Raw genomic sequence first — 21,005 nt, forward strand, 5'->3', positions numbered from 1 at the left:
GGCCTTAGTGCTTAGCTTGAAATGAATATGCGATAACGCAGGAGTTTGTTGTGAAAAAATGGATGGGTAAAAGTGCCCTATTATTACTAAGTAGCTTGTTTTGTAGTCAAGCGATGGCTGATGAATTAAGTGCCAATTTTAAAGGTACTGACATTCAAGAATTTATTAATATTGTTGGCCGTACCTTACATAAAACGATCATTATTGATCCTGCTGTGCGTGGGCAAGTGAACGTGCGCAGTTATGATTTATTGAATGAAGAGCAGTATTACCGTTTCTTCCTCAATGTGCTTGATGTTTATGGTTATGCAGTCGTTACCATGGAAGATGGCGTCATGAAAGTGATTCGTGATAAAGACGCCAAAACAGCCGCCATTCCTGTTGTTGACGCTAATGATAAGAATATTCCTGGTGATGCGGTTGTTACCCGTGTTATTGCGGTTAAGAACGTTTCAGTACGTGAGTTATCGCCGTTATTACGCCAGTTAAATGATAATGCTGGTGCGGGTAATGTGGTTCATTACGATCCTGCCAATATTATTATGATCACTGGTCGTGCAGCGGTCGTTAACCGCTTAGCGGAAATTATTGAGCGGGTTGACCGCGCTGGTAATAAAGATGTGACCGTGGTGTCACTCAATAATGCCTCGGCATCAGAAATGGTGCGCATTATTGACTCATTGAATAAAAGTGCTGAAGCATCATCAACCCCAGGCTTTCTTATTCCTAAAGCGGTTGCCGATGAACGCACTAATTCTGTATTAATTTCTGGCGATCCTAAAGTACGTGAGCGCTTAAAAAACCTGATTCATCGTTTGGATAAAGAGATGGCGGTGAGTGGTAATAGTCGCGTGTTTTATCTTAAATATGCTAAAGCTGAAGATTTGGTCGATGTCCTAAAAGGGGTCTCTGAAAATGTTCAAGCCTCAACCAAAGGCAATTCAGGTCAAGGTAAGAGCACGAGTAAAGATGATGTCATGATCTCTGCTCATGCACCAACAAACTCATTAATCATCTCAGCACCTGCTGATGTTATGAAACGCTTAGAATCGATTATTTCTCAGCTCGATATTCGTCGTGCGCAAGTTCATATTGAAGCGATGATTGTTGAAGTTCAAGAAGGTGATGGCGTTAACTTAGGGGTTCAGTGGGGCTCTGAAGATGGTGGTGTGATTCAGTTTGGTAACAGTGGTGCGCCGATTGGTGGTTTATTGTCAGCACAAGAGCAAGGCAAAGATAAAGTCACGACTCAAAATCGAACGGATCCAAATACAGGTGAGCAATTACCTCCTATTGTAACCACTGAAACTGGTGATTTGGCACCAATGGCTGCTTTCTTAGGTGGCGTTAAAGGTGCGGCTGCTGCGATTGCATTGGGTGACTGGACGGCATTGGTGACGGCGGTGCAATCTAACCGTAATGTTAACGTGTTATCAACACCGAATATTACCGTGCTTGATAACCAAGAAGCGAACCTTTCGGTTGGTCAAGAAGTGCCAGTAACGACGGGCTCACAAACCGGCTCAAATAACGATAACCCATTTACTACCGTTGAACGTAAAGATGTCGGTATTCAACTTAAAGTCACGCCACAAATTAATGAAGGTGACTCGGTACAAATGAAGATCGAGCAAGTGGTGTCGCAAGTTGCCGACGCAAATGGTGCGGTTGATATTCGATTTGATAAACGAGAGTTATCAACATCAGTGTTAGTTAAAGATGGCAACATGATCGCCCTCGGTGGTTTGATGCAAGAGAAAACCCTTGAGTCTGAGCAAAAAGTGCCGATCTTAGGTGATATTCCAGTATTGGGAGCGCTATTCCGTTCGACTAATAATCAAACTGAAAAAACGAACTTGATGATCTTCATTCGTCCAACGATTTTACGTGATGGCATGAGTGCCGATGGTATGACGCAGCGTAAATATAACTATATTCGTGCTCAACAGTTATACCAAGCAGATAAAGGCATGCGCTTAATGGACGTTGATATGCCAGTGATTCCAAAGTACGGTGATGACATGGCACTGCCAGCAGAAGTTAGAGCGTTTGTCTCACAGTTGGAGAAACACTAATGGCAGATGCGTCTTCGGCGTTAGAAACCGCAGTCTTATTTCGATTGCCGTTTTCTTTTGCCAAGCGCCATCATGTGGTGATTGAAGCCAATCAACAAGGATGGCAGTTATATTATTGCGGTCAACTATCAGCCATCGTGTTAGCAGAAGTGCGACGGGTGGTTGGCGAAGGTTTTTATCCAGTTGCACTCTCTGAGTCGCAGTTTGAACAAAAGCTAACTGATGCTTATCAACGTGATTCCTCAGAAGCGCGCCAGTTAATGGAAGACTTAGGTTCTGACAGCGATGACTTTTTCTCGTTAGCAGAAGATCTGCCTGAAACGGAAGATTTGCTTGAGTCGGAAGATGATGCGCCAATCATTAAATTGATCAATGCGATGCTTGCAGAAGCCATCAAAGAAGGGGCGTCTGATATTCATATCGAAACCTTTGAGAAAATATTATCGATTCGTTTTCGTGTCGACGGTATGTTGCGTGAAGTATTACAACCCAGCCGTAAGTTAGCGCCGTTGTTAGTCTCACGTATCAAAGTAATGGCGAAGTTGGATATTGCTGAAAAACGGATTCCACAAGATGGTCGTATTTCATTACGTATCGGTGGCCGTGCGGTAGATGTGCGGGTTTCAACCATGCCGTCATCACATGGCGAACGAGTGGTATTACGTTTGTTGGATAAAAACGCCACTCGCCTCGATTTACACAGTTTAGGTATGACAGCGACTAACCATCAGTTCTTCCGCAAGATCATTGATCGTCCCCACGGAATTATTCTGGTAACCGGTCCTACAGGTTCGGGTAAATCAACCACGCTGTATGCTGGCTTACAAGAGCTAAATAGTGCTGAGCGTAATATTTTGACGGTTGAAGATCCGATTGAATTTGATATCGATGGTATCGGCCAAACCCAAGTAAACAGTAAAGTTGACATGACCTTTGCGCGTGGTTTACGAGCCATTTTACGTCAAGATCCCGATGTGGTTATGATTGGTGAGATCCGTGATTTAGAAACCGCCGCGATTGCCGTTCAAGCCTCATTAACCGGCCACATGGTGTTATCAACCTTGCACACCAATACTGCTGTTGGTGCGATCACCCGTTTGCGAGATATGGGAATCGAACCTTTCTTGGTGTCATCATCATTGCTGGGTGTATTAGCGCAACGTTTAGTGCGTACTTTATGTGCTGAATGTCGCCAACCTTATGATGCTGATACCGAACAGAAAAAATTATTTAAATTAACCGCAGCCGATAGCTTAACGCTGTATCGTCCTTGCGGGTGTGATAAATGTAATTTTAAAGGTTATCGCGGTCGTACGGGCATTCACGAGTTGTTACAAGTGGATGAACGCATACAAGAGCTGATTCACGCGGAGGCGGGTGAACAAGCGATTGAAAAATATGTTCGCCAAACAACACCAAGTATTCGTGATGACGGTTTAGATAAAGTGCGCCAAGGGATCACCACCCTTGAAGAAGTGATGCGCGTGACTAAGGAAAGCTAATGGCTGCATTTGAATATAAAGCATTAGATGCTAAAGGCCGCCATAAAAAAGGTGTGTTAGAAGGCGATACTTCGCGTCAGGTTCGCCAGCAGCTACGTGAAAAAGGGCTAGTGCCGATTGAGGTTAATCAAACTTCAGGCCAAGGTAAAAAAACTGCGGCAGCACCGAGTAAATTCACATTTCGACGCGGTATCAGTACCAATGAGTTAGCACTTATTACTCGCCAGTTAGCGACCTTGGTGCAAGCTTCAATGCCATTAGAAGAATGTATAAAAGCGGTGGCGGAACAAAATGAAAAGCCGCGCTTGAAAAATATTCTACTTGCCGTGCGTTCACGGGTAGTTGAAGGTTATACCTTAGCTGACAGTATGGCGGAATACCCACATGTGTTTGATCAATTGTTTCGTGCGATGGTGGCTGCGGGGGAGAAATCAGGTCATTTAGACACTATTTTAAACCGCTTAGCTGATTACAGTGAAAACCGCCAGCAAATGCGCAGCAAGTTACAGCAAGCGATGATTTACCCATTAATGTTAACGTTAGTGGCAGTGTCGGTGGTGGCGTTCTTGTTGGCGACGGTAGTTCCAAAAATTGTTGATCAATTTGTACAAATGAAACAAGGTTTGCCAGCAATTACTGAAGTGTTATTGGCTGCCAGTAATTTTGTTCAACATTGGGGATTGCTGGTGGTGATTGTTATTGTGGCATTAATTGCTTTCATTAAGAGTGCCCTTAAAAAGCCCGCTTTTCGAATGAAGTGGGATCGAACTATTTTACGATTACCTGTAATCGGTAAAGTCGCACGGGGGTTAAACACCTCGCGTTTTGCACGGACATTGTCTATTTGTACTTCGAGCGCGATCCCGTTATTAGATGGTATGAAAGTCGCGTCTGACGTGATGACCAATACTTACGTTAATAAGAAAGTGTTAGAAGCGGCAGATAAAGTCCGTGAAGGTGCTAGTTTGCGCGTTTCATTGGAAAAAACGGCACTGTTTCCCCCGATGATGTTACATATGATTGCCAGTGGTGAGCGCAGTGGTGAACTTGAGCAAATGCTGACACGTGCAGCGGATAACCAAGATCGCGATTTTGAGTCATTGGTCAATATGGCGTTAGGGGTATTTGAACCGTTATTAATTGTCGTTATGGCTGGGGTGGTGATGTTTATCGTTATTGCAACCTTGATGCCTATTATTGAATTGAACAATATGGTTGGAATGTAGGTTTTCTTTTGGAGGATAAATAATGCAACAAAAACAACGTGGTTTTACGCTGTTAGAAGTAATGGTCGTTATTGTAATTCTAGGGGTATTGGCCAGTTTAGTGGTGCCAAATCTATTAGGAAATAAAGAAAAAGCGGATCAACAAAAAGCCGTAACTGATATTAGTTCGCTAGAACAATCATTGGAAATGTATAAGCTTGATAACAGTGTTTTTCCAACGACAGATCAAGGTTTAGAAGCTTTAGTGACTAAGCCTTCATCATCACCAGAACCGCGTAACTATCGAGATGATGGTTACATTAAACGTTTACCTAAAGATCCATGGGGTTATGAATATCAATACGTAATGCCTGGTGAACATGGTGCGGTTGATATCTTTAGTCTTGGCGCTGATGGTCAAGAAGGCGGTGACGGTATCAATACAGATATCGGTAACTGGAACATGTTGAACTACAAGAAATAAAGCTAAGAATGATGATGAAACGGAATGCGGGTTTTACTCTAATTGAAATTATGTTGGTGTTAGTGTTATTAGCCACCAGTGCGGTCGCTGTGGTATCGACGTTACCCAATAATAAACGTGATGAGGTCAAAGAACAGGCGCTACGCTTTCATCATTTAGCTCAACTCTTGGGTGAAGATGCAATGTTAAATGGGGTTGATTACGGTATTCGTATCGAACCCCATCAATACCATTTTTTAAAGCTGACTCAAAATGGTTGGCAACCATTAGATGGTGTTAAATTTTTTACAGATGTCAAACTTGAGACGGGTATTACGACGACGGTTACCATTGGTGGAGCATGGAAAGATAAGGACCGACTTTTTAAATCTGATTCAATGTTTAAAAATGACGACATATTTAAAAAGTCTGATCAGGAACAGAAACAATTACCGCCACAAATTGTGGTGATGGCGAGTGGTGAATACACCCCATTTACAGTCAGTTTTGAAGTTGATAAACAACATCAATTCTGGCAAGTCGTTGCGGATGAAGTGGGAAATTTAGTGTTATTAGCCCCAGGGCAAACATTGGATCAATATCTCTCCGAACACGCGTTGTCAGCGCAGGAACGATCGTAATGAAACGCTCACAAGGGTTCACATTGTTAGAAGTGTTAGTGGCGTTGGCTATTTTTGCTGTCGCGGCATTAAGTGTGGTGCGGGCAGTCAGTCAAAACTTAAATAGCTTAGGTTATTTAGAACAGAAAACTCTCGCGTCGATGGTGGCAGATAATGAATTAGCGCAGCTGCATTTAAGTGGTGAGTACCCAAGTTCAGTAAAACGGGGAAAATCAAGCTTAGCTGATCAAGAGTGGTATTGGACGGTCACCAGCACCAAAACCCAACAAAAACTATTACGCCAAATTGAAATATCGGTGGCTACCGATTCGCAGCGTAAACATTCAGTTATTACGGTAAAGACCTATGTCAGCAATTAATCATCGTCACCAACAAGGTTTTACGTTGTTGGAAGTTCTGGTGGCGATTGCAGTATTTGCGATGTTGAGCTTATCTGCCAATCAAGTGTTAACCAATGTATTACGCAGCGATGCACAATCTAAAGATCACAATCAACGCTTACAAGCCATTCAGCGCACCATGATCATGATGGATAATGATTTTCGGCAGATTGTGGCGCGTAAATTTAGATCGGATGCTGAAAAACCAACGGATAATATACTACAGGCGAGTGAGTATTTATTAGATTCAAGCAGTGAAGGGATCACTTTTGTTCGTGGTGGTTGGCAAAATCCGCAATCAATGTTTCCTCGTGGTGATGTTACGCGTGTCGGTTATCGTATTATCGACGATAACTTAGAGCGGGTATGGTTTCGTTACCCTGATACTGTGACGGGGGCTAAGCCGTTGGTGCGCGTGTTATTAACGGGCGTCACCGATTTAAAGTTTGAATTTTATTATGATAAGCAATGGCACAAGAAATGGGATAAAGCCAAGAGCTTGCCTGCGGGTATCAAAGTGATCATGACCTTAAAAAAATTGGGTGAGATTGAGCGTATTTATTTATTACCCACTTCTTCGTTGACGAGTAATAAGCAGGAGCAAGAAGGATGATAAAGCAACGTGGGGTCGCACTGATCGTGGTGTTATTGCTTGTTGCCTTGATGAGTTTATTAGCCGTACAAATGACGGAGCGGTTGCAACTCAATTTTCATCGCGTTCAAAACCAAGTTGAGCATCAACAAAGTTATTGGTACAGCTTAGGAATAGAAGCATTAGCATCACAAGCATTAAAACAAAGCCTTAAAGACAGCAAAACCGTAAACTTAACCCAAGCTTGGGCTGTGGGTGAGCAAAGTTACCCTTTAGACAGTAATGCGGTAATTAGTGGTAATTTAACGGATAAACAAACTTGTTTTAATTTGAATGCTTTTAAAAATATTAAAGCTGGCGCAGGTAGTAGTAAGCAGCCTTTTTTAGTGACCTATTTACAAAACATTCTCACAGAATCAGGTGTTGATGACTATGAAGCGGAAGTGATCGCTGATTCAAGTTGGGAGTTTGTGGATGATAACACTACCGTGGAGTCAGCGTACGGTGCGGAAGATAGTACCTATGAAAGCTTTCAGCCCCCTTATGTAACGGCCAATGATTGGTTGGCGGATGGCAGTGAATTTAGAGCCATTAATGGGGTGTCCGATAAAATTTATCAGCAGGTTAAAGGTTTAATTTGTGCGTTACCGACCGATGACATGTTGCTTAATGTTAATACCATTACTGAAAAAAATGCGGTGTTGTTATCAGCCTTATTTGCGCCATCGTTATCATTACAAGATGCGCAAAAAATCATTATTGAGCGTGATAAGAAGCATACCGTGTGGGACAGTGTGGCTGATTTTATGAAGTTAGTACCACAACCGCCAACGCAAGATGCTGATTCAGGAAAAGATAAGACGACAAATACAATGGAAAAATATTTAACTGTTACCAGTCATTATTTTTCGTTAGATGCTGAAATAAAAGTAGACCGTGCCCGAGTGCGAGCCGTGGCATTATTTAATCGTGATGATAAGAACAAGGTGACGGTCGTTCGTCGCCAGTATGGAGGAATCCGTGAGCGAATTTCTGACGATAAGGCTAAGTAGCCGGCCGGGAATGCCGATGCAATGGCTAGTCTGGTCGCCACTGCAAAATGAAGTGATAGCCTCTGGTCAGTTGGTCGATATTAACCAACTTGGTGAGTTAACTGAATATGCCATCACGCGTCCTGTTTATGGTTTAGTGCCAACCAGTGAGATGCTATTAACGCAAGTCGCAATCCCTGCCGGTAGTAGCCGTCAATTAGCAGCGGTATTACCGTATCTGCTTGAAGAAGAACTGGCTCAAGATGTCGATAGTTTGCATGTGCAATTACTTAAACGTGAGAATGATATTGCGACAGTTGCAATCATTGAACACCAAAAAGTAGTGACATGGTTAACGGCATTTAGTGAATGTGGCATTGAGCTTAAAAAACTGATTCCAGACTGTTTATGTTTACCCCTCTTTAATGATGGTTACAGTGCCGCTGAAATTGATGGACAGTGGTTAATTCGACAATCAGAGGCGATGGGGGTTTGTGCTGATTCAAGTTGGTTAGATGCATGGGTTACCGCTCAAAAAGCGCCAATAGTGATTGAAGCACCAGTAGATAACGCCGACGATGATAGTGATGACATCACGCCAGAAGTTGAAGCTGAACAGTTAGCTGAAGAGGTGGAATCGATTGTTGCGGCGACGGAGAGTTTGGCGCAAGTGACGATTCATCACTATACGCCAGCACCAGCAAACACCTCAGGTCATTGGCAACCTCAAACGCCGGAATTAGTGATGCAGTTGTTAGCCATTGGCGCAGCTGACTCTAAAGCAACGCTACTGTCTGGGCCTTATAAGCCACAAGCGGCATGGCGTAAGCATTTACAACCATGGCGCAAAGTAGCAATCACCGCAGCGGTAGTATTAATTGCACTTTTCGGTGAGCAAGTACTAACTACGCAGCGTTTAGAACAACAAGCTAATGTATACCGAGCTGAAAGTGATCGTATTTTTCGTCAAGTTCTGCCTCAATTTAAACGTATTCCTTCGCAGAGTTATTTGAAAAATCAAATGAATGCAGCGTTGAAAAGTTTAGGTGGTCATGGTGAACAAAATGGCATGCTAATGTGGTTAAGCGAATTAAAGCCAGCATTAACTAAAGTGCCAACGATTAAGATTGTAAACCTTAAATATGATCAAACTCGAGGCGAATTACGTTTGCAAGCAACAGCGGCAGGTTTTCAAGATTTTGAGCAATTACGCAGTGCATTAGCAACTCAGTTTGTAGTTGATCAGGGCCAGTTAACCAAAGAAGATAATTTAGTCAGTGGTGCTGTGGTGTTGAGGAGAAAAGCCTAATGGCAGAGATTAAGGCATGGTGGAAAGCTCTCAGCCAACGGGAACAGTATTTGCTACTTGGCGCGAGCAGTGCGTTGGTGATTGCCATTCTTTACTGGGGTGTGTGGCAACCGTTGAATCAACGTGCAATAGATGCTCAGAATAAGATCAATCAGCAGCGACAATTATTGACGTGGGTTGAGCATAAAGCCAATCAAATTACAGCACTTAAACATGCGGGTGGTACGGTAAATGTTAGTGATGAAGGACTTAACCAAGTCATTAATGAAACTACGACTCGATTTAAAATTGATTTGATTCGAATGCAGCCACGTAATGATGCGCTACAAGTGTGGGTGCAACCATTACCGTTTGATACGCTCGTTAATTGGTTAGTGTATTTGCAGCAGAGTTTTGGCATTAACACGCAGTTTATTGATCTCTCAAAAACCGATAAAAACGGTATGGTTGAAGTAAACCGTTTGCAGTTAGGGCGAGGATAAGTGTGAAATTTAAATTAGCAGTTGGTGCCAGTTTTGGTGCGGTATTTATAGCAAGTTTAGTCACTCATATTCCAGCGAGTTGGTTGTGGCAGTATGCGCCTAAAATACAAGGTCTCGATCTTGAAGGGATCTCAGGTACACCATGGCAAGGATCGGCAACCAATGTGCGTTGGCAAAATCAACCTTTTGGTCAGCTGCAATGGGATATGCAACTTGGTCGATTGTTGAAAGGTGAATTGGCGTTTAATGTCCGCTTTGGCAAAGGCAGTGAATGGCAACTAAAAGGGCAAGGTTTAGTGGGTTACAGCTTGTCTGGTCCATTTGCTGAAAAACTGTTGTTATCTATGCCTGCGGCGCAAGCCGTATCACAAGCGCCGCTTCCTGTTCCGGTATCTATTGATGGTAATTTAGAACTGACGGTTAGAAATTATCATTATGCTGCCCCTTATTGTAAAACGTTGAATGCGACATTAGCTTGGGTACAAGGTGCAGCAGAAACGCCAATGGGGACGATTAAACCTGGGCCTGTTTTTGCTGATCTTAGCTGTGAAAAAGGCGCGATTGTCGCTAAAGTCAAGCAAACCTCAGAGGATGTCAGTAGTGACTGGCATGCTAATTTAGCCACTAACCGCCACTATAAACTTAATGGCTGGTTTAAGCCTGGGGCAACGTTCCCTGATAAATTAGCAGCGCAATTAAAATGGTTAGGTGATCCTAATACCAAGGGACAGTATAAGGTTAATTATTCGGGACGTTTGTAGCGCTCGTTATCATTTCAATCATCAATTTGTTCACATTAGGCAGTCGATTACGGCTGCCTATTTATTTCTGATGATTATTTGCTTTTAATTCGAGTAAGCTTTTCTTATTCTGGTAATGCTTTTCATTAAACAGGGCCTTATAAATGGCGTTCAGCAAAGATAAACCCCAAATCTTAGCAGCCGAGGTTGTAGCACAATCACGACTTTTTAAAATTGAATCATTGGATTTACGTTTTTCTAATGGTGTAGAGCGTACTTATGAACGTATGCAGCCGAGCGGACGTCATGCGGTATTAATCGTACCTGTCACGGCTGATGGTGATTTATTATTGATTCGTGAGTATTCTGCTGGCACTGAGCGTTATGAGTTAGGTTTTCCGAAAGGATTAATTGATGCTGGTGAAAGTGCATTAGCAGCGGCAAACCGTGAATTAAAAGAAGAAATCGGTTTTGGTGCGCAGCGATTACATCCATTAAAAGAAGTGATTTTAGCGCCCTCGTATTTTTCTAGCCGAATGACATTGTTTGTGGGGCAAGATTTATATCCTGAGCGTTTAGAAGGTGACGAACCTGAGCCTCTAGAAATTGTACGGTGGCCATTAGCTCAAGCAGAAGAGTTACTCAATCATCTAGATTTTGCCGAAGCGCGTAGTATCAGTGCGTTATTTTTAGCGCTGAAGTATTTAGCTTGCGAGGAATAACCAATGACATTAAACCATCTTATTAATGATGTTATCGATATTGCCCAAGAATCAGGTCGGTTGATCTTAGGTATTTATCAACAAGGACAGTTTGAGCAGCAAATCAAATCAGATAATACGCCAGTAACCAGCGCTGATTTAGCGGCTAATAAATTAGTGATTGAGCGGTTGTCACAATTAACCCCTGATATTCCCGTACTGTCAGAGGAAGACACTGCAATATCATTAGCTAAACGCAGTCAGTGGCCGCGTTATTGGTTAATCGATCCTTTAGATGGTACTCAAGAGTTTATTGCGGGTAGTGGTGATTTTGCGACAGTGATTGCGTTAATTGATAATAATAAGCCCGTTATGGGAGTGGTGTATGCACCTGTATCTGGCGTGACGTATTATGCGGCACAAGGTCAAGGGGCACATAAAATAACCGCAGCAGGTGAAACCAGTACGATCTCAACGACTAAGCATCAGTTGCCATTACGTGGATTAACTATCGCCATTAGCCGTCGGCAGGATATTGATACCACCAAGGCACGGTTTGATAACCAATATCACTATGATCTCGTTGCATTAGGTTCTGCTTCTCTAAAAGCATGTTTGGTCGCAGAAGGGGGCGCTGATTGCTATCTACGATTAGGGCCAACAGGTGAGTGGGATACTGCCGCTACCCAATGTATTGTTGAAGAAGCGGGTGGCCGTATTTTTAATACCCATATAACGCCATTATCTTATAACCAGCGTCAGACTTTAGAGAATCCAAACTTTATTGTGCTGGGTGATGAACAACTACCGTGGACATCGATTTTAACGGCAGATGATCGCTTAATGGGCGCAGAATAGGCCATAACGATATCGACCGCATACAAAAACGGAGCCGAAGTGGCTCCGTTTTTATATTGGTTGTTATATGGATCACCCATAAGGGCTCACTGGGGGGATTTTAGAATAAACGGTTAAGGCCATTTAATGCCGCAACGCGAAACGCTTCCGCCATGGTTGGATAATTAAAGGTGGTATTGGCAAAATATTCAATGGTATTGCCTTCCCCTTTTTGTTCCATGATAGCTTGGCCGATATGAATGATTTCAGCTGCTCGTTCACCAAAGCAATGAATACCTAAAATAGCGTTGGTTTCACGGTGAAATAATATTTTCAAACTGCCGACTTCTGTACCTGCGATCTGAGCTCGAGCTAAATGTTTAAATTGCGATCGACCCACTTCATAAGGAACTTTTGCTGCGGTTAACTGTTGCTCTGTTTGGCCGACAGAACTGATTTCTGGCAAGGTATAAATACCCGTTGGAATGTTCGCAATTAATTGCCCTTGAGCTTTACCAGTACTGATTGCTTGCGCGACAAAACGGCCTTGATCATATGCGGCGCTTGCAAGGCTTGGGTAACCAATCACATCGCCCACCGCATAGATATGATCTACGGTTGTTTGGTAGTTATTATTGACCTGTAATTGTCCTCGAGAATCCGCCTTTAGTCCGACCATCTCAAGGGCTAATTTGTCAGTGTTACCGGTACGGCCATTGGCATACAGTAAACAGTCTGCTCGCATTTTTTTACCTGATTGTAAGTGCAGAATAACCCCGTCATCGGTCCCTTCAATGGTTTCAAAAACTTCATCGTTACGAATCATAGTGCCCGTATTACTGAGGTGATAAGACAGTGAATCTGACATCTCATTATCAAGGAATTCTAATAACCGCTGGCGAGTATTAATCAAATCAACCTTGACCCCAAGTCCTCTAAAAATAGACGCATATTCACAGCCAATAACCCCTGCGCCATAAATTATAATATGCCGAGGATCATGGGCTAATTGTAAAATCGAATCACTGTCATAAACGCGAGGATGAGTGAAATCAACGGTGGCGGGTTGATAGGGACGAGAGCCCGTGGCAATAATAAATCGCTCAGCACTGAAATGGTCAACACTGCCATCATGGGTGGTAACACTGACACTCTGTGAGCTAATAAATTGCGCTTCACCATGAATGATTTGGCAATGATTGCGATCATAAAACCCTTGTCGCATACGGGTTTGTTTACTAACGACTTCAGCTGCATGGTGCAAGATTTGACTAAAAGTACGGTGGAGGGTCGAGGTGTCATTGCAATATAGCGGATTTTGGTTAAATTCGATAATACGGCTGACAGCATGACGTAATGATTTCGATGGAATGGTTCCCCAGTGGGTGCAACCGCCACCGACACTGTTTTCGCGTTCGATAATCGCGACCTTAAATCCAGCCTTCGTTAGCCCCATTGCCGCGCCTTCACCGCCAGGACCACTACCAATAATGATGACATCAAAATGATTTTGAGATGTAGGTAGGTTATTTGTCATAAAGTCATTCCTTGATTATGTTTTTCCGTCTTACATTAACATTATGGTAACGATTTACCAGATGACTATGTGTGGGGGAATAGTGGTATCTCAAGCAGTTCGCGCAGTTTTTATTATTAATCAATCGGTATGGATCGAGATTGGTTATTAAACCAGCGCCACGTTTTGTGACCTAAAATCGTAATTGATATCAATCTGGCTTTGCGTCAGTCGCGCTCTCGCTTTACTATGTGAGAGTCTCGCGTCGTTGCTATGACGCAGATGTTACTGTGTAAGCAGAGTATCATTGTAATAAAATCACAGAGAAGCAGATAATTGATGGGAATTAGGGCTCAGCAAAAAGAAAAAACTCGGCGTTCGTTGATTGATGCCGCTTTTAGCCAATTAAGTGCCGAGCGAAGTTTTTCTAATTTAAGTTTACGTGAAGTTGCGCGTGAAGCAGGTATTGCTCCAACATCATTCTACCGTCATTTTAAAGACATGGATGAATTGGGGTTAACCATGGTTGATGAGGGCGGTTTAATTCTTCGTCAATTAATGCGTCAAGCTCGACAGCGTATTGCTACCGAAGGCAGCGTGATCCGTATTTCGGTAGAAACTTTTATGGAATTTATTGAAAGTAGTCCTAACGTATTCCGCTTACTGCTTCGTGAGCGTTCTGGTACATCAACGGCATTTCGTGCCGCAGTTGTGCGAGAAATACAACATTTTGTGGCTGAACTGGCTGAGTATCTTGAAGCGAAAACTGGGGTAACTCATGAAGAAGCTTATACGCAAGCTGAAGCGTCAGTAACATTGGTCTTTAGTTCTGGTGCTGAGGCGCTGGATCTAGATTGTCATGCTCGCGCTGAGCATGCAGAAAGACTGATTATGCAACTTAGAATGATTGCAAAAGGTGCTTATTGGTACCGCAAAGAGCGTGAGCGTCGAGAGCTCAGGCAGAAACTATAATCTTATATTGATTTTGGTGAATTATATATGGAAAAGCAACAACTTAAAGCAGAGCGAAAAACATTAGTTTTATCTATAATCGCAGGTGTATGTGGTTACGGCACTCTGGCAGTATTGTTTTCAAGTTATGTAACATTCTCTATTTTTCCTGTTTTGGCATTTGCCATGGCAGCGTACTGCTTATATCAAGAATATATGCGTAAACCGATGGCAGAAGGCGTTCCTGCACTTGCGAGTGCATGTTTCTTCGTTGGTATATTTGGTTATGCGGCATTACTTCGCGCAGAATACCCTGATATGGGCTCGAATTTCATTCCGCTAATAATTACATTGGCATTGCTATTTTGGGTGTCATACAAAATGGGTGTCATGGATAAGAAAGATCAAAAAGCAGCGTAAGTTATATTCGTTGTGATTTGAAAAAGGAAAAGGCGCTGATAGCGCCTTTTTTATTTTTACCCTTGAGGACTACAGCTTATTTACGCTCTAGTAATACACCGGCTTCCATATGGTGGGTGTAAGGGAATTGGTCAAATAAGGCAAATCGAGTAATGTTGTGAGTTTCCGTTAAGATGGCTAAATTGTCACGTAATGTCTCAGGGTTGCATGAGATATACATGATGTTGTCGTAGCCTTGTACCATACGGCAAGTACCATCATCCATACCTGAACGTGGTGGATCGACAAAAATGGTGTTGCAGTTATAGCTTTGCAAATCAACATTCTGATCTTTTAGACGACGGAATTCACGTTTACCCGCCATTGCATCAGTAAAATCTTCCGCAGACATACGAATAATTTGTACGTTTTCAATATTGTTTACCGCAATATTGTATTGTGCAGAATCAACTGATGGTTTAGCCAGTTCGGTTGCCAGTACTCGCTCAAAGTTTGGCGCAAGTGCTAATGAGAAATTACCATTACCACAATACAGTTCCAGTAAATCACCTGCGCTGTCTTGAGTACAATCAACTGCCCACTCCAGCATTTTCTGTGCGACTTCACCGTTAGGTTGGGTAAAGCTATTTTCAACTTGCTTGTAAGTCAGTGCGTTATCGTGAACCTTTAATTGTTCAATAACGTAATCTTGGTCTAAGACGATTTTCATCTTACGTGCACGACCGATAAGGTTTAGTTTAAAACCTTCATCATTTAAGCGTTGCTTTAGCTGTTTTGCCGCGACAGTCCATTCATCATCAAGTTGACGGTGATACAACATCGAAACCAAAATCTCACCACTTAACGTAGATAAGAAATCTACCTGAAACAGTTTGTGGCGCAGGGTTTTTATTGGCTTAATTGCTTCAAGTAGCATTGGCATTACATCATTAATTAAACGACTGGCTGCCGGGAATTGATCAACACGGTATTTTTCACGGGTGTGTTGATTGAACATGATGTAATACAGCTCTTCGCCTTCGTGCCAAACACGAAACTCTGCACGCATACGGTAATGCTCTGCAGGAGAGGCAAACACCTCCAATTCAGGCGTTTCAAAATCGCTAAGTAGATCTTGAATACGCGCTGCTTTTTCATCCAACTGGGGCTGGTAATCAGCGATATTAAGGACGGTGGATGTCATAGTGTGTGCCTCGACTGCTCAAAATAAGACCGCAGATTTTATTGCATTGCACACTGATGTCCAGTGTTGATCCAAATTAAAATATTTATGTATCTAAAAATTTATAACTAATACCAAACAAAACTAGACATAAAAGCAATACAACACTAGCATTCTCGCAGTGCTGGTTAAGCCTTGGAAGGCTCGGGAATACGGTGTGAATCCGTAACTGACGCGCAGCGGTAATAGAGAACGAACGCACATGGATGTAATCCAAACACTGTTGATGCTCCCTACAAATAATCACGGCATTATTTAGTATAGCGGCAATGGGAAGTTGTTGCCTAGGCGACCTGATGGTCATGCTCTTAAGTCCGAATACCAACCAGCAAGACAAGCAATATTGCTTTGTTATAAACGCGACTTAGGAAATTGTAATGAAAAAATCCCTTTTAGCCGCGACGGTAGCGTCGTTGTGCCTCCCTTCTTTTGCTTCATTTGCGGCTGATACAACATCTGATGATGTGATGGTGGTAACTGCCAATCGTTTTGAGCAACCGGTAACCTCAGTGCTGGCACCTTTTAATGTCGTGACTCGTCAAGACATCGATAAAGTACAAGCGAAAACACTAACGGAAGTGTTGAGTTTATTACCTGGGGTACAGATCACTCAAAATGGTGGTCGTGGACAAAGTTCTAGTATTTTTGTGCGAGGTGCAAACTCGGATCAAGTTTTGGTCTTGGTTGATGGTATTCGTATGGCTCGCTCTGTGGCGGGTAACGTAGATTTTAATCAAATTCCATTAACTCAAGTGCAGCGGATTGAATTTACTCGTGGTGCTAGGGCGGCAATTTATGGTTCTGAAGCCATTGGTGGGGTAATTAACATCATTACCCTGACTGGGACGGATACACCATCAAAAACGAAATTAGATTTAGGCATTGGTAGCCATAATTATCAAGAAGCAAATGTTTCTGGTGCGTATAACATCGGTGATAACAGCGTATTACAAGTTGCTGCTGGTTATGAAAATGATAAAGGCTATAACGTTCATCCTCAACCTGGATTGAATGATGGTGATAAACATGGTTTTGATAGCCGTAATGCATCGTTAGCACTCCATCACCAGTTTAACGATCAAATCTCGGGTTTTGTTGCGACTCGCTGGTATAAAAATCACTCTCAATATGATGGTTCTAGTGTGTATTCTGGCCATCAGTATGTGAGATCAGAAACTGAATTTAATGATTATTCTGCGGGTTTAAAATATGCGCAGGATAGCTATAAGTCATCACTGATTCTTGATTATCAAAAACAAGACAATCTTGATTTGATCGATAAAACTAATGCAGTGAATCGCAAGGATCAATATCACCAACGTAATGTTCAATGGCATAACCAATATCAACTATTATCAACATTATTAGTGAGTGGTGGTATTGATTGGCGCCAAGAGCAATGGAATGATTTAACGGGTTTTGCGGGCAATAAAGAACGAGATAATACCGGCTATTATGCGATTGGCTTATGGGATTACTCTCCAGTTAGCATCGAAACCAGTGTTCGTCTGGATGATAATCAGCAATATGGCACTCATTCAACGTACAATATTGCTGGTGGTTGGTTTTTAACTGACAACATTCAACTTCGTGGTTCGTACGGAACAGCATTTAAAGCCCCTAATCTTTACCAACTTTACGTTAAAAGTGCTTGGTCGACGGGTAACCCTAATTTAAATCCTGAAACATCAAAAAATATCGATGTATCTCTCCATGCTGATTACGATATCGCAAGCGTTGCTGTTACCGCTTATCAAATGCGTATTGATGATTTAATTGAGTATGTTAGTGGCACGCCATCGTATGAGAATGTTAACGGGGAAAGTAAAATTAAAGGGGTTGAAGTCGAAGCTGACTTTGATACGGGCATTATTACTCATCAGCTGAACTTTGATTTTAAAGATCCTCGTGACAGTGAAGGCCAACGACTTATACGTCGAGAGAAGTTCTCATTTAAATGGGTGGGTACGGCAAGCTATGGTGATCTTGATACCGCAGTGACTTACCAGTATCACGGTAAGCGTCCAGATATTTCAGATGTTGAATTGCCTGCATATGATACATGGGATATTGCATTAACATATTGGTTGCAACCAAAACTTGCTTTAAAAGGGCGAGTAGCTAACCTTCTAAATGAAGATTACGAAACGGCTGGCGGCTATGTAATGCCGGGTCGAACTTACTATACCAGCATTAATTATCAGTTCTAATGTGTGATTTTTTATAGTTCAAGGCCGCCATTGTGCGGCCTTTTTGATGGTGATAAATATGAAACAAAGAGTGATTATTAGTTGGTCATCAGGTAAAGATTCAGCATTAACGTTATGGCGGTTAATGAGCGATCCTAACTATGAAGTTGTTGGACTTTATACAACGTATGTTGGTAGCGAGGTACCGTTTCAAGCAACGCCAATTGATATTGTTAAACGACAGGCGCAGCTAATCGGTTTGCCCCTAGTGTTGGTTGTATTACCTGAGGTGTTTCCGGCTAATGATGTTTATCAACAGGCGATTGTTGAAGGGTTGAAAAATTGTGGGTTACAGTTTGATAGTATCGCTTTTGGTGATTTGTTTTGTAATGGCATTGTCGATTATCGCCGTCAATATATTGAACCCGCGGGTTGGACGTGTATTTTTCCGTTACTTGGGCAGCCTAGTCATCAGCTAGCCAATGAAATAATTGAATGTGGTATTAAAACGAAATTGGTTACCGTTGATAGTACTCAATTGGATACACGTTTCTGTGGGCGTTGGTTTGATCGTGAATTATTAACTGAATTACCGCCGACCATTGATCTCTGTGGCGAGAATGGAGAATTTCATTCGTTAGTCGTCGATGGTCCTTTTTATCAGCAACCGCTTAACTTGATATGGTTAGGGTGTGAAACAGATTCACGGTTTTGTTATCAACGCTATGCGCTGGTAGAGACTGACTCATAGCAGTATCATAACGATTCGATATCGTAATAAGGTAAGTGGTAGTGAAAAAGGTTGTCATTTTTGATTCAGGGGTGGGCGGTTTATCTGTATATCAAGAGATTTACGCTCTACTACCTCAAGTGCAGTTTATTTACGCTTTCGATAATGCTGCTTTTCCTTACGGTGAATTAGATGACGCAACATTAATAAAGCGTACCAATTATATTGTGACGTTATTAGCTAATCAGTATCAAGCTGATTTAGTGGTTATCGCTTGTAATACAGCCAGTACTATCGTTTTACCTTCGCTACGTCAGCAGTTAACAATACCGGTGGTGGGGGTTGTTCCTGCAATAAAACCAGCAGCGTTGATCAGCCAAACAAAATCGATTGGTTTATTGGCAACGCCAGCAACGGTTAATCGAGCTTATACTCATCAATTAATACAGCAATTTGCGAATGGTTGTGACGTTAAAATGATTGGTTCTACTCGATTGGTGGAAATGGCAGAGCAGAAGTTACGCGGTAAATTGGTCGATATAGACGAATTAACTGAGATCTTAGCACCATGGCAAGGTACCGTAGACAGTATTGTTTTAGGTTGCACCCATTTTCCGTTAATAAAACAAGAAATATTATTGGCACTAAATCATCAGGTAAATGTCATTGATTCAGGTAAAGCTATTGCTAAGCGAGTGGCATTATTATTAGCATTACCAACGGATGTGGCAGCTATAACATCATCAATAAAAAACGTTACATATAGCAGCGCCGCAACATCAGATGCTGCGGCGCTGAATAAAAGCTTAAATGAAATGCAATTAGATATTATTCAAGATCTAAACTATCCGCATTTTTAGGTTCATTAGCTTCACGGACTTTTAATGTACGTTGGCCATATTCTTGGTTGTTTAGTTGATCAATTGCATTTTCTGCGTCTTGACTATTCATAACAACAAAGCCAAAGCCTCTACGTTTGCCTGTGCGTTTATCTTTCATTAGACGCACAGCAAAAACATCGCCATGCTCAGCAAAAAGGTTTTTTACGTCACTCTCATTAGCACGGTAGGGAAGGTTGCCAACATAAAGGGTTTTGCTACTTTGAGAAGGATCTAATTCATCAAGGATGGGGGTCTTATTTTCTTGCATAAAGTGCAACGCCAATCCTGTTAGCATCGCACCAAGCGCAAAACTAATGGCTGGTGGAGTACCACTGAACATACTAAAGATTAAGGCGCCAATGATAGCGATAGCAATCACGGTTATTGTGGTTTGGTTATTTGATTTCATATTTAAAGTACATCTCAAAAGGGAAAGAGAAGAATGCGTTAATGGGTGTTTTAACATTAAGCTTACAATGATGCTAATTTAAATGGTCTGTAATTCATAATAATTGAGTATAAATATACTCGCATGAGCTTATTACAGACACATAGTTCACATTAGATGAAATAATCAGCAATTACATTCTTTTTTTTTAAATAAGGCTTGTCAGAGTGATCAAAGTCTCTATAATGCGGCTCTATCGAAAGAGAATACGGTTAAACTACCGATCAAGTTCAAACTTTTGAACTGGTTTTAGATACAATATTTTTTGTCTCTTTCATGATATAAAGACAGTCAACAAGACATTTTAAAAAATAAAATTTCTTCTTGACTGAATATCAGAAAAGCGTAGTATACGCAGCCTGACTTGCTGAAGCGTTTAACGCTAAGGCATTGAAAGTCAACGTTCTTTAACAATTTGACCATGCAATCTGTGTGGGCACTCACTGAATAGTTAAGTCGAAAGATTTATCAATAAACTGAGTGACCAATACAAAATGACGCAAGTTATTTTGGCACAGTTATTTAATTATCATTTTTTAAATGATAAAAAGCTTTAATTTACTACGGTATTTAAAGTCAGTATTTATTGAGCCGGTCGAAAGACCAACAAAACTTTAATTGAAGAGTTTGATCATGGCTCAGATTGAACGCTGGCGGCAGGCCTAACACATGCAAGTCGAGCGGTAACAG

The 21,005-nt window shown here is 41.9% G+C and carries 21 protein-coding genes, 1 rRNA gene and 1 riboswitch; of the genes, 19 read left to right on the plus strand and 3 right to left on the minus strand.

The window, feature by feature from the left end; genetic code table 11:
* Nucleotides 1-50 precede the first annotated feature (50 nt).
* The 13 genes from gspD (at nt 51) to cysQ (ending at nt 11,979) form a co-directional block, all read left to right on the plus strand.
* Nucleotides 51-2,075, plus strand: a complete 2,025-nt coding sequence (gene gspD, locus C9J51_RS15560; protein WP_045040172.1) for a type II secretion system secretin GspD — start codon at nt 51-53, stop codon at nt 2,073-2,075.
* Complete coding sequence (gene gspE, locus C9J51_RS15565; RefSeq protein ID WP_045040171.1) at nt 2,075-3,577, plus strand: type II secretion system ATPase GspE; 1,503 nt, start codon at nt 2,075-2,077, stop codon at nt 3,575-3,577. Before gspD ends, gspE begins: the two co-directional genes overlap by 1 nt.
* Nucleotides 3,577-4,803 carry a type II secretion system inner membrane protein GspF gene (gene gspF, locus C9J51_RS15570; protein ID WP_045036828.1) on the plus strand — a complete coding sequence of 409 codons (1,227 nt, stop codon included), beginning with the start codon at nt 3,577-3,579 and terminating at the stop codon, nt 4,801-4,803. Before gspE ends, gspF begins: the two co-directional genes overlap by 1 nt.
* Before the next feature lie 22 nt (nt 4,804-4,825).
* Nucleotides 4,826-5,266 (plus strand): type II secretion system major pseudopilin GspG, encoded by a 441-nt coding sequence (gene gspG / locus C9J51_RS15575; RefSeq protein ID WP_045036827.1) that lies wholly within the window; start codon nt 4,826-4,828, stop codon nt 5,264-5,266.
* A gap of 11 nt (nt 5,267-5,277) precedes the next feature.
* Nucleotides 5,278-5,886 (plus strand): type II secretion system minor pseudopilin GspH, encoded by a 609-nt coding sequence (gspH, locus tag C9J51_RS15580; protein ID WP_045036826.1) that lies wholly within the window; start codon nt 5,278-5,280, stop codon nt 5,884-5,886.
* Complete coding sequence (gene gspI, locus C9J51_RS15585; RefSeq protein WP_045036825.1) at nt 5,886-6,245, plus strand: type II secretion system minor pseudopilin GspI; 360 nt, start codon at nt 5,886-5,888, stop codon at nt 6,243-6,245. The genes gspH and gspI overlap by 1 nt, the downstream gene beginning before the upstream one ends.
* Complete coding sequence (gene gspJ / locus C9J51_RS15590) at nt 6,232-6,879, plus strand: type II secretion system minor pseudopilin GspJ (RefSeq protein WP_045036824.1); 648 nt, start codon at nt 6,232-6,234, stop codon at nt 6,877-6,879. Before gspI ends, gspJ begins: the two co-directional genes overlap by 14 nt.
* Nucleotides 6,876-7,910 (plus strand): type II secretion system minor pseudopilin GspK, encoded by a 1,035-nt coding sequence (gene gspK / locus C9J51_RS15595; RefSeq protein ID WP_045036823.1) that lies wholly within the window; start codon nt 6,876-6,878, stop codon nt 7,908-7,910. The genes gspJ and gspK overlap by 4 nt, the downstream gene beginning before the upstream one ends.
* Nucleotides 7,879-9,198: a type II secretion system protein GspL gene (gene gspL / locus C9J51_RS15600; RefSeq protein WP_244907479.1), complete on the plus strand. Its 1,320-nt coding sequence runs from the start codon at nt 7,879-7,881 to the stop codon at nt 9,196-9,198. The genes gspK and gspL overlap by 32 nt, the downstream gene beginning before the upstream one ends.
* Nucleotides 9,198-9,680 (plus strand): type II secretion system protein M, encoded by a 483-nt coding sequence (locus C9J51_RS15605; RefSeq protein ID WP_045036821.1) that lies wholly within the window; start codon nt 9,198-9,200, stop codon nt 9,678-9,680. Before gspL ends, C9J51_RS15605 begins: the two co-directional genes overlap by 1 nt.
* A gap of 2 nt (nt 9,681-9,682) precedes the next feature.
* The gene (locus C9J51_RS15610; RefSeq protein ID WP_045040169.1) at nt 9,683-10,441 is read left to right on the plus strand and encodes a type II secretion system protein N; all 759 of its coding nucleotides are present in this window, start codon (nt 9,683-9,685) and stop codon (nt 10,439-10,441) included.
* A gap of 143 nt (nt 10,442-10,584) precedes the next feature.
* Nucleotides 10,585-11,142 carry an ADP compounds hydrolase NudE gene (gene nudE / locus C9J51_RS15615; RefSeq protein WP_107238088.1) on the plus strand — a complete coding sequence of 186 codons (558 nt, stop codon included), beginning with the start codon at nt 10,585-10,587 and terminating at the stop codon, nt 11,140-11,142.
* 3 nt (nt 11,143-11,145) lie between these two features.
* Nucleotides 11,146-11,979 carry a 3'(2'),5'-bisphosphate nucleotidase CysQ gene (gene cysQ / locus C9J51_RS15620; protein WP_045036819.1) on the plus strand — a complete coding sequence of 278 codons (834 nt, stop codon included), beginning with the start codon at nt 11,146-11,148 and terminating at the stop codon, nt 11,977-11,979.
* Between the two features lie 100 nt (nt 11,980-12,079).
* Here cysQ and sthA read toward each other — a convergent pair whose 3' ends face one another.
* Nucleotides 12,080-13,495, minus strand: coding sequence for a Si-specific NAD(P)(+) transhydrogenase (gene sthA, locus C9J51_RS15625; RefSeq protein ID WP_045040168.1), 1,416 nt, complete (start codon nt 13,493-13,495; stop codon nt 12,080-12,082).
* A 318-nt stretch (nt 13,496-13,813) separates the two neighbouring features.
* Between sthA and fabR the strand changes: the two genes are divergently transcribed.
* The gene (fabR, locus tag C9J51_RS15630; protein ID WP_045036817.1) at nt 13,814-14,446 is read left to right on the plus strand and encodes an HTH-type transcriptional repressor FabR; all 633 of its coding nucleotides are present in this window, start codon (nt 13,814-13,816) and stop codon (nt 14,444-14,446) included.
* Nucleotides 14,447-14,473: 27 nt separating this feature from the next.
* Complete coding sequence (locus C9J51_RS15635; protein WP_107250657.1) at nt 14,474-14,845, plus strand: YijD family membrane protein; 372 nt, start codon at nt 14,474-14,476, stop codon at nt 14,843-14,845.
* Nucleotides 14,846-14,921: 76 nt separating this feature from the next.
* Here C9J51_RS15635 and trmA read toward each other — a convergent pair whose 3' ends face one another.
* The gene (gene trmA, locus C9J51_RS15640) at nt 14,922-16,028 is read right to left on the minus strand and encodes a tRNA (uridine(54)-C5)-methyltransferase TrmA (protein ID WP_045040167.1); all 1,107 of its coding nucleotides are present in this window, start codon (nt 16,026-16,028) and stop codon (nt 14,922-14,924) included.
* 147 nt (nt 16,029-16,175) lie between these two features.
* A riboswitch (cobalamin riboswitch) is annotated at nt 16,176-16,411 on the plus strand.
* A 33-nt stretch (nt 16,412-16,444) separates the two neighbouring features.
* Here trmA and btuB point away from each other — a divergent pair.
* The 3 genes from btuB to murI are packed head-to-tail and all read left to right on the plus strand — an operon-like array spanning nt 16,445 to nt 19,846.
* Nucleotides 16,445-18,277: a TonB-dependent vitamin B12 receptor gene (btuB, locus tag C9J51_RS15645; RefSeq protein WP_045036814.1), complete on the plus strand. Its 1,833-nt coding sequence runs from the start codon at nt 16,445-16,447 to the stop codon at nt 18,275-18,277.
* Nucleotides 18,278-18,335: 58 nt separating this feature from the next.
* Entirely contained in the window at nt 18,336-19,007 is a 672-nt protein-coding gene (locus tag C9J51_RS15650; protein WP_045036813.1) for a Dph6-related ATP pyrophosphatase, read from the plus strand.
* A 41-nt stretch (nt 19,008-19,048) separates the two neighbouring features.
* On the plus strand, nt 19,049-19,846 hold the full coding sequence (gene murI, locus C9J51_RS15655) for a glutamate racemase (RefSeq protein WP_107250659.1): 798 nt from the start codon (nt 19,049-19,051) through the stop codon (nt 19,844-19,846).
* Here the strand turns inward: murI and C9J51_RS15660 are convergent.
* Nucleotides 19,815-20,276 carry an RNA recognition motif domain-containing protein gene (locus C9J51_RS15660; RefSeq protein WP_045036811.1) on the minus strand — a complete coding sequence of 154 codons (462 nt, stop codon included), beginning with the start codon at nt 20,274-20,276 and terminating at the stop codon, nt 19,815-19,817. The genes murI and C9J51_RS15660 overlap by 32 nt on opposite strands.
* Before the next feature lie 654 nt (nt 20,277-20,930).
* Between C9J51_RS15660 and C9J51_RS15665 the strand changes: the two genes are divergently transcribed.
* Nucleotides 20,931-21,005 (plus strand): 16S ribosomal RNA (locus C9J51_RS15665); the annotation flags it as partial.

Source organism: Photobacterium iliopiscarium, from assembly GCF_003026395.1.
GTDB lineage: Bacteria > Pseudomonadota > Gammaproteobacteria > Enterobacterales > Vibrionaceae > Photobacterium > Photobacterium iliopiscarium.

Coding starts and splice junctions, on each gene's coding strand:
- btuB (WP_045036814.1), top strand. CDS start 16,445: ATGAAAAAATCCCTTTTAGCCGCGACGGTAGCGTCGTTGTGCCTCCCT.
- gspK (WP_045036823.1), top strand. CDS start 6,876: ATGATAAAGCAACGTGGGGTCGCACTGATCGTGGTGTTATTGCTTGTT.
- C9J51_RS15605 (WP_045036821.1), top strand. CDS start 9,198: ATGGCAGAGATTAAGGCATGGTGGAAAGCTCTCAGCCAACGGGAACAG.
- trmA (WP_045040167.1), bottom strand. CDS start 16,028: ATGACATCCACCGTCCTTAATATCGCTGATTACCAGCCCCAGTTGGAT.
- C9J51_RS15635 (WP_107250657.1), top strand. CDS start 14,474: ATGGAAAAGCAACAACTTAAAGCAGAGCGAAAAACATTAGTTTTATCT.
- gspG (WP_045036827.1), top strand. CDS start 4,826: ATGCAACAAAAACAACGTGGTTTTACGCTGTTAGAAGTAATGGTCGTT.
- gspJ (WP_045036824.1), top strand. CDS start 6,232: ATGTCAGCAATTAATCATCGTCACCAACAAGGTTTTACGTTGTTGGAA.
- gspH (WP_045036826.1), top strand. CDS start 5,278: ATGATGAAACGGAATGCGGGTTTTACTCTAATTGAAATTATGTTGGTG.
- nudE (WP_107238088.1), top strand. CDS start 10,585: ATGGCGTTCAGCAAAGATAAACCCCAAATCTTAGCAGCCGAGGTTGTA.
- C9J51_RS15650 (WP_045036813.1), top strand. CDS start 18,336: ATGAAACAAAGAGTGATTATTAGTTGGTCATCAGGTAAAGATTCAGCA.
- fabR (WP_045036817.1), top strand. CDS start 13,814: ATGGGAATTAGGGCTCAGCAAAAAGAAAAAACTCGGCGTTCGTTGATT.
- gspE (WP_045040171.1), top strand. CDS start 2,075: ATGGCAGATGCGTCTTCGGCGTTAGAAACCGCAGTCTTATTTCGATTG.
- sthA (WP_045040168.1), bottom strand. CDS start 13,495: ATGACAAATAACCTACCTACATCTCAAAATCATTTTGATGTCATCATT.
- gspI (WP_045036825.1), top strand. CDS start 5,886: ATGAAACGCTCACAAGGGTTCACATTGTTAGAAGTGTTAGTGGCGTTG.
- C9J51_RS15660 (WP_045036811.1), bottom strand. CDS start 20,276: ATGAAATCAAATAACCAAACCACAATAACCGTGATTGCTATCGCTATC.
- gspF (WP_045036828.1), top strand. CDS start 3,577: ATGGCTGCATTTGAATATAAAGCATTAGATGCTAAAGGCCGCCATAAA.
- cysQ (WP_045036819.1), top strand. CDS start 11,146: ATGACATTAAACCATCTTATTAATGATGTTATCGATATTGCCCAAGAA.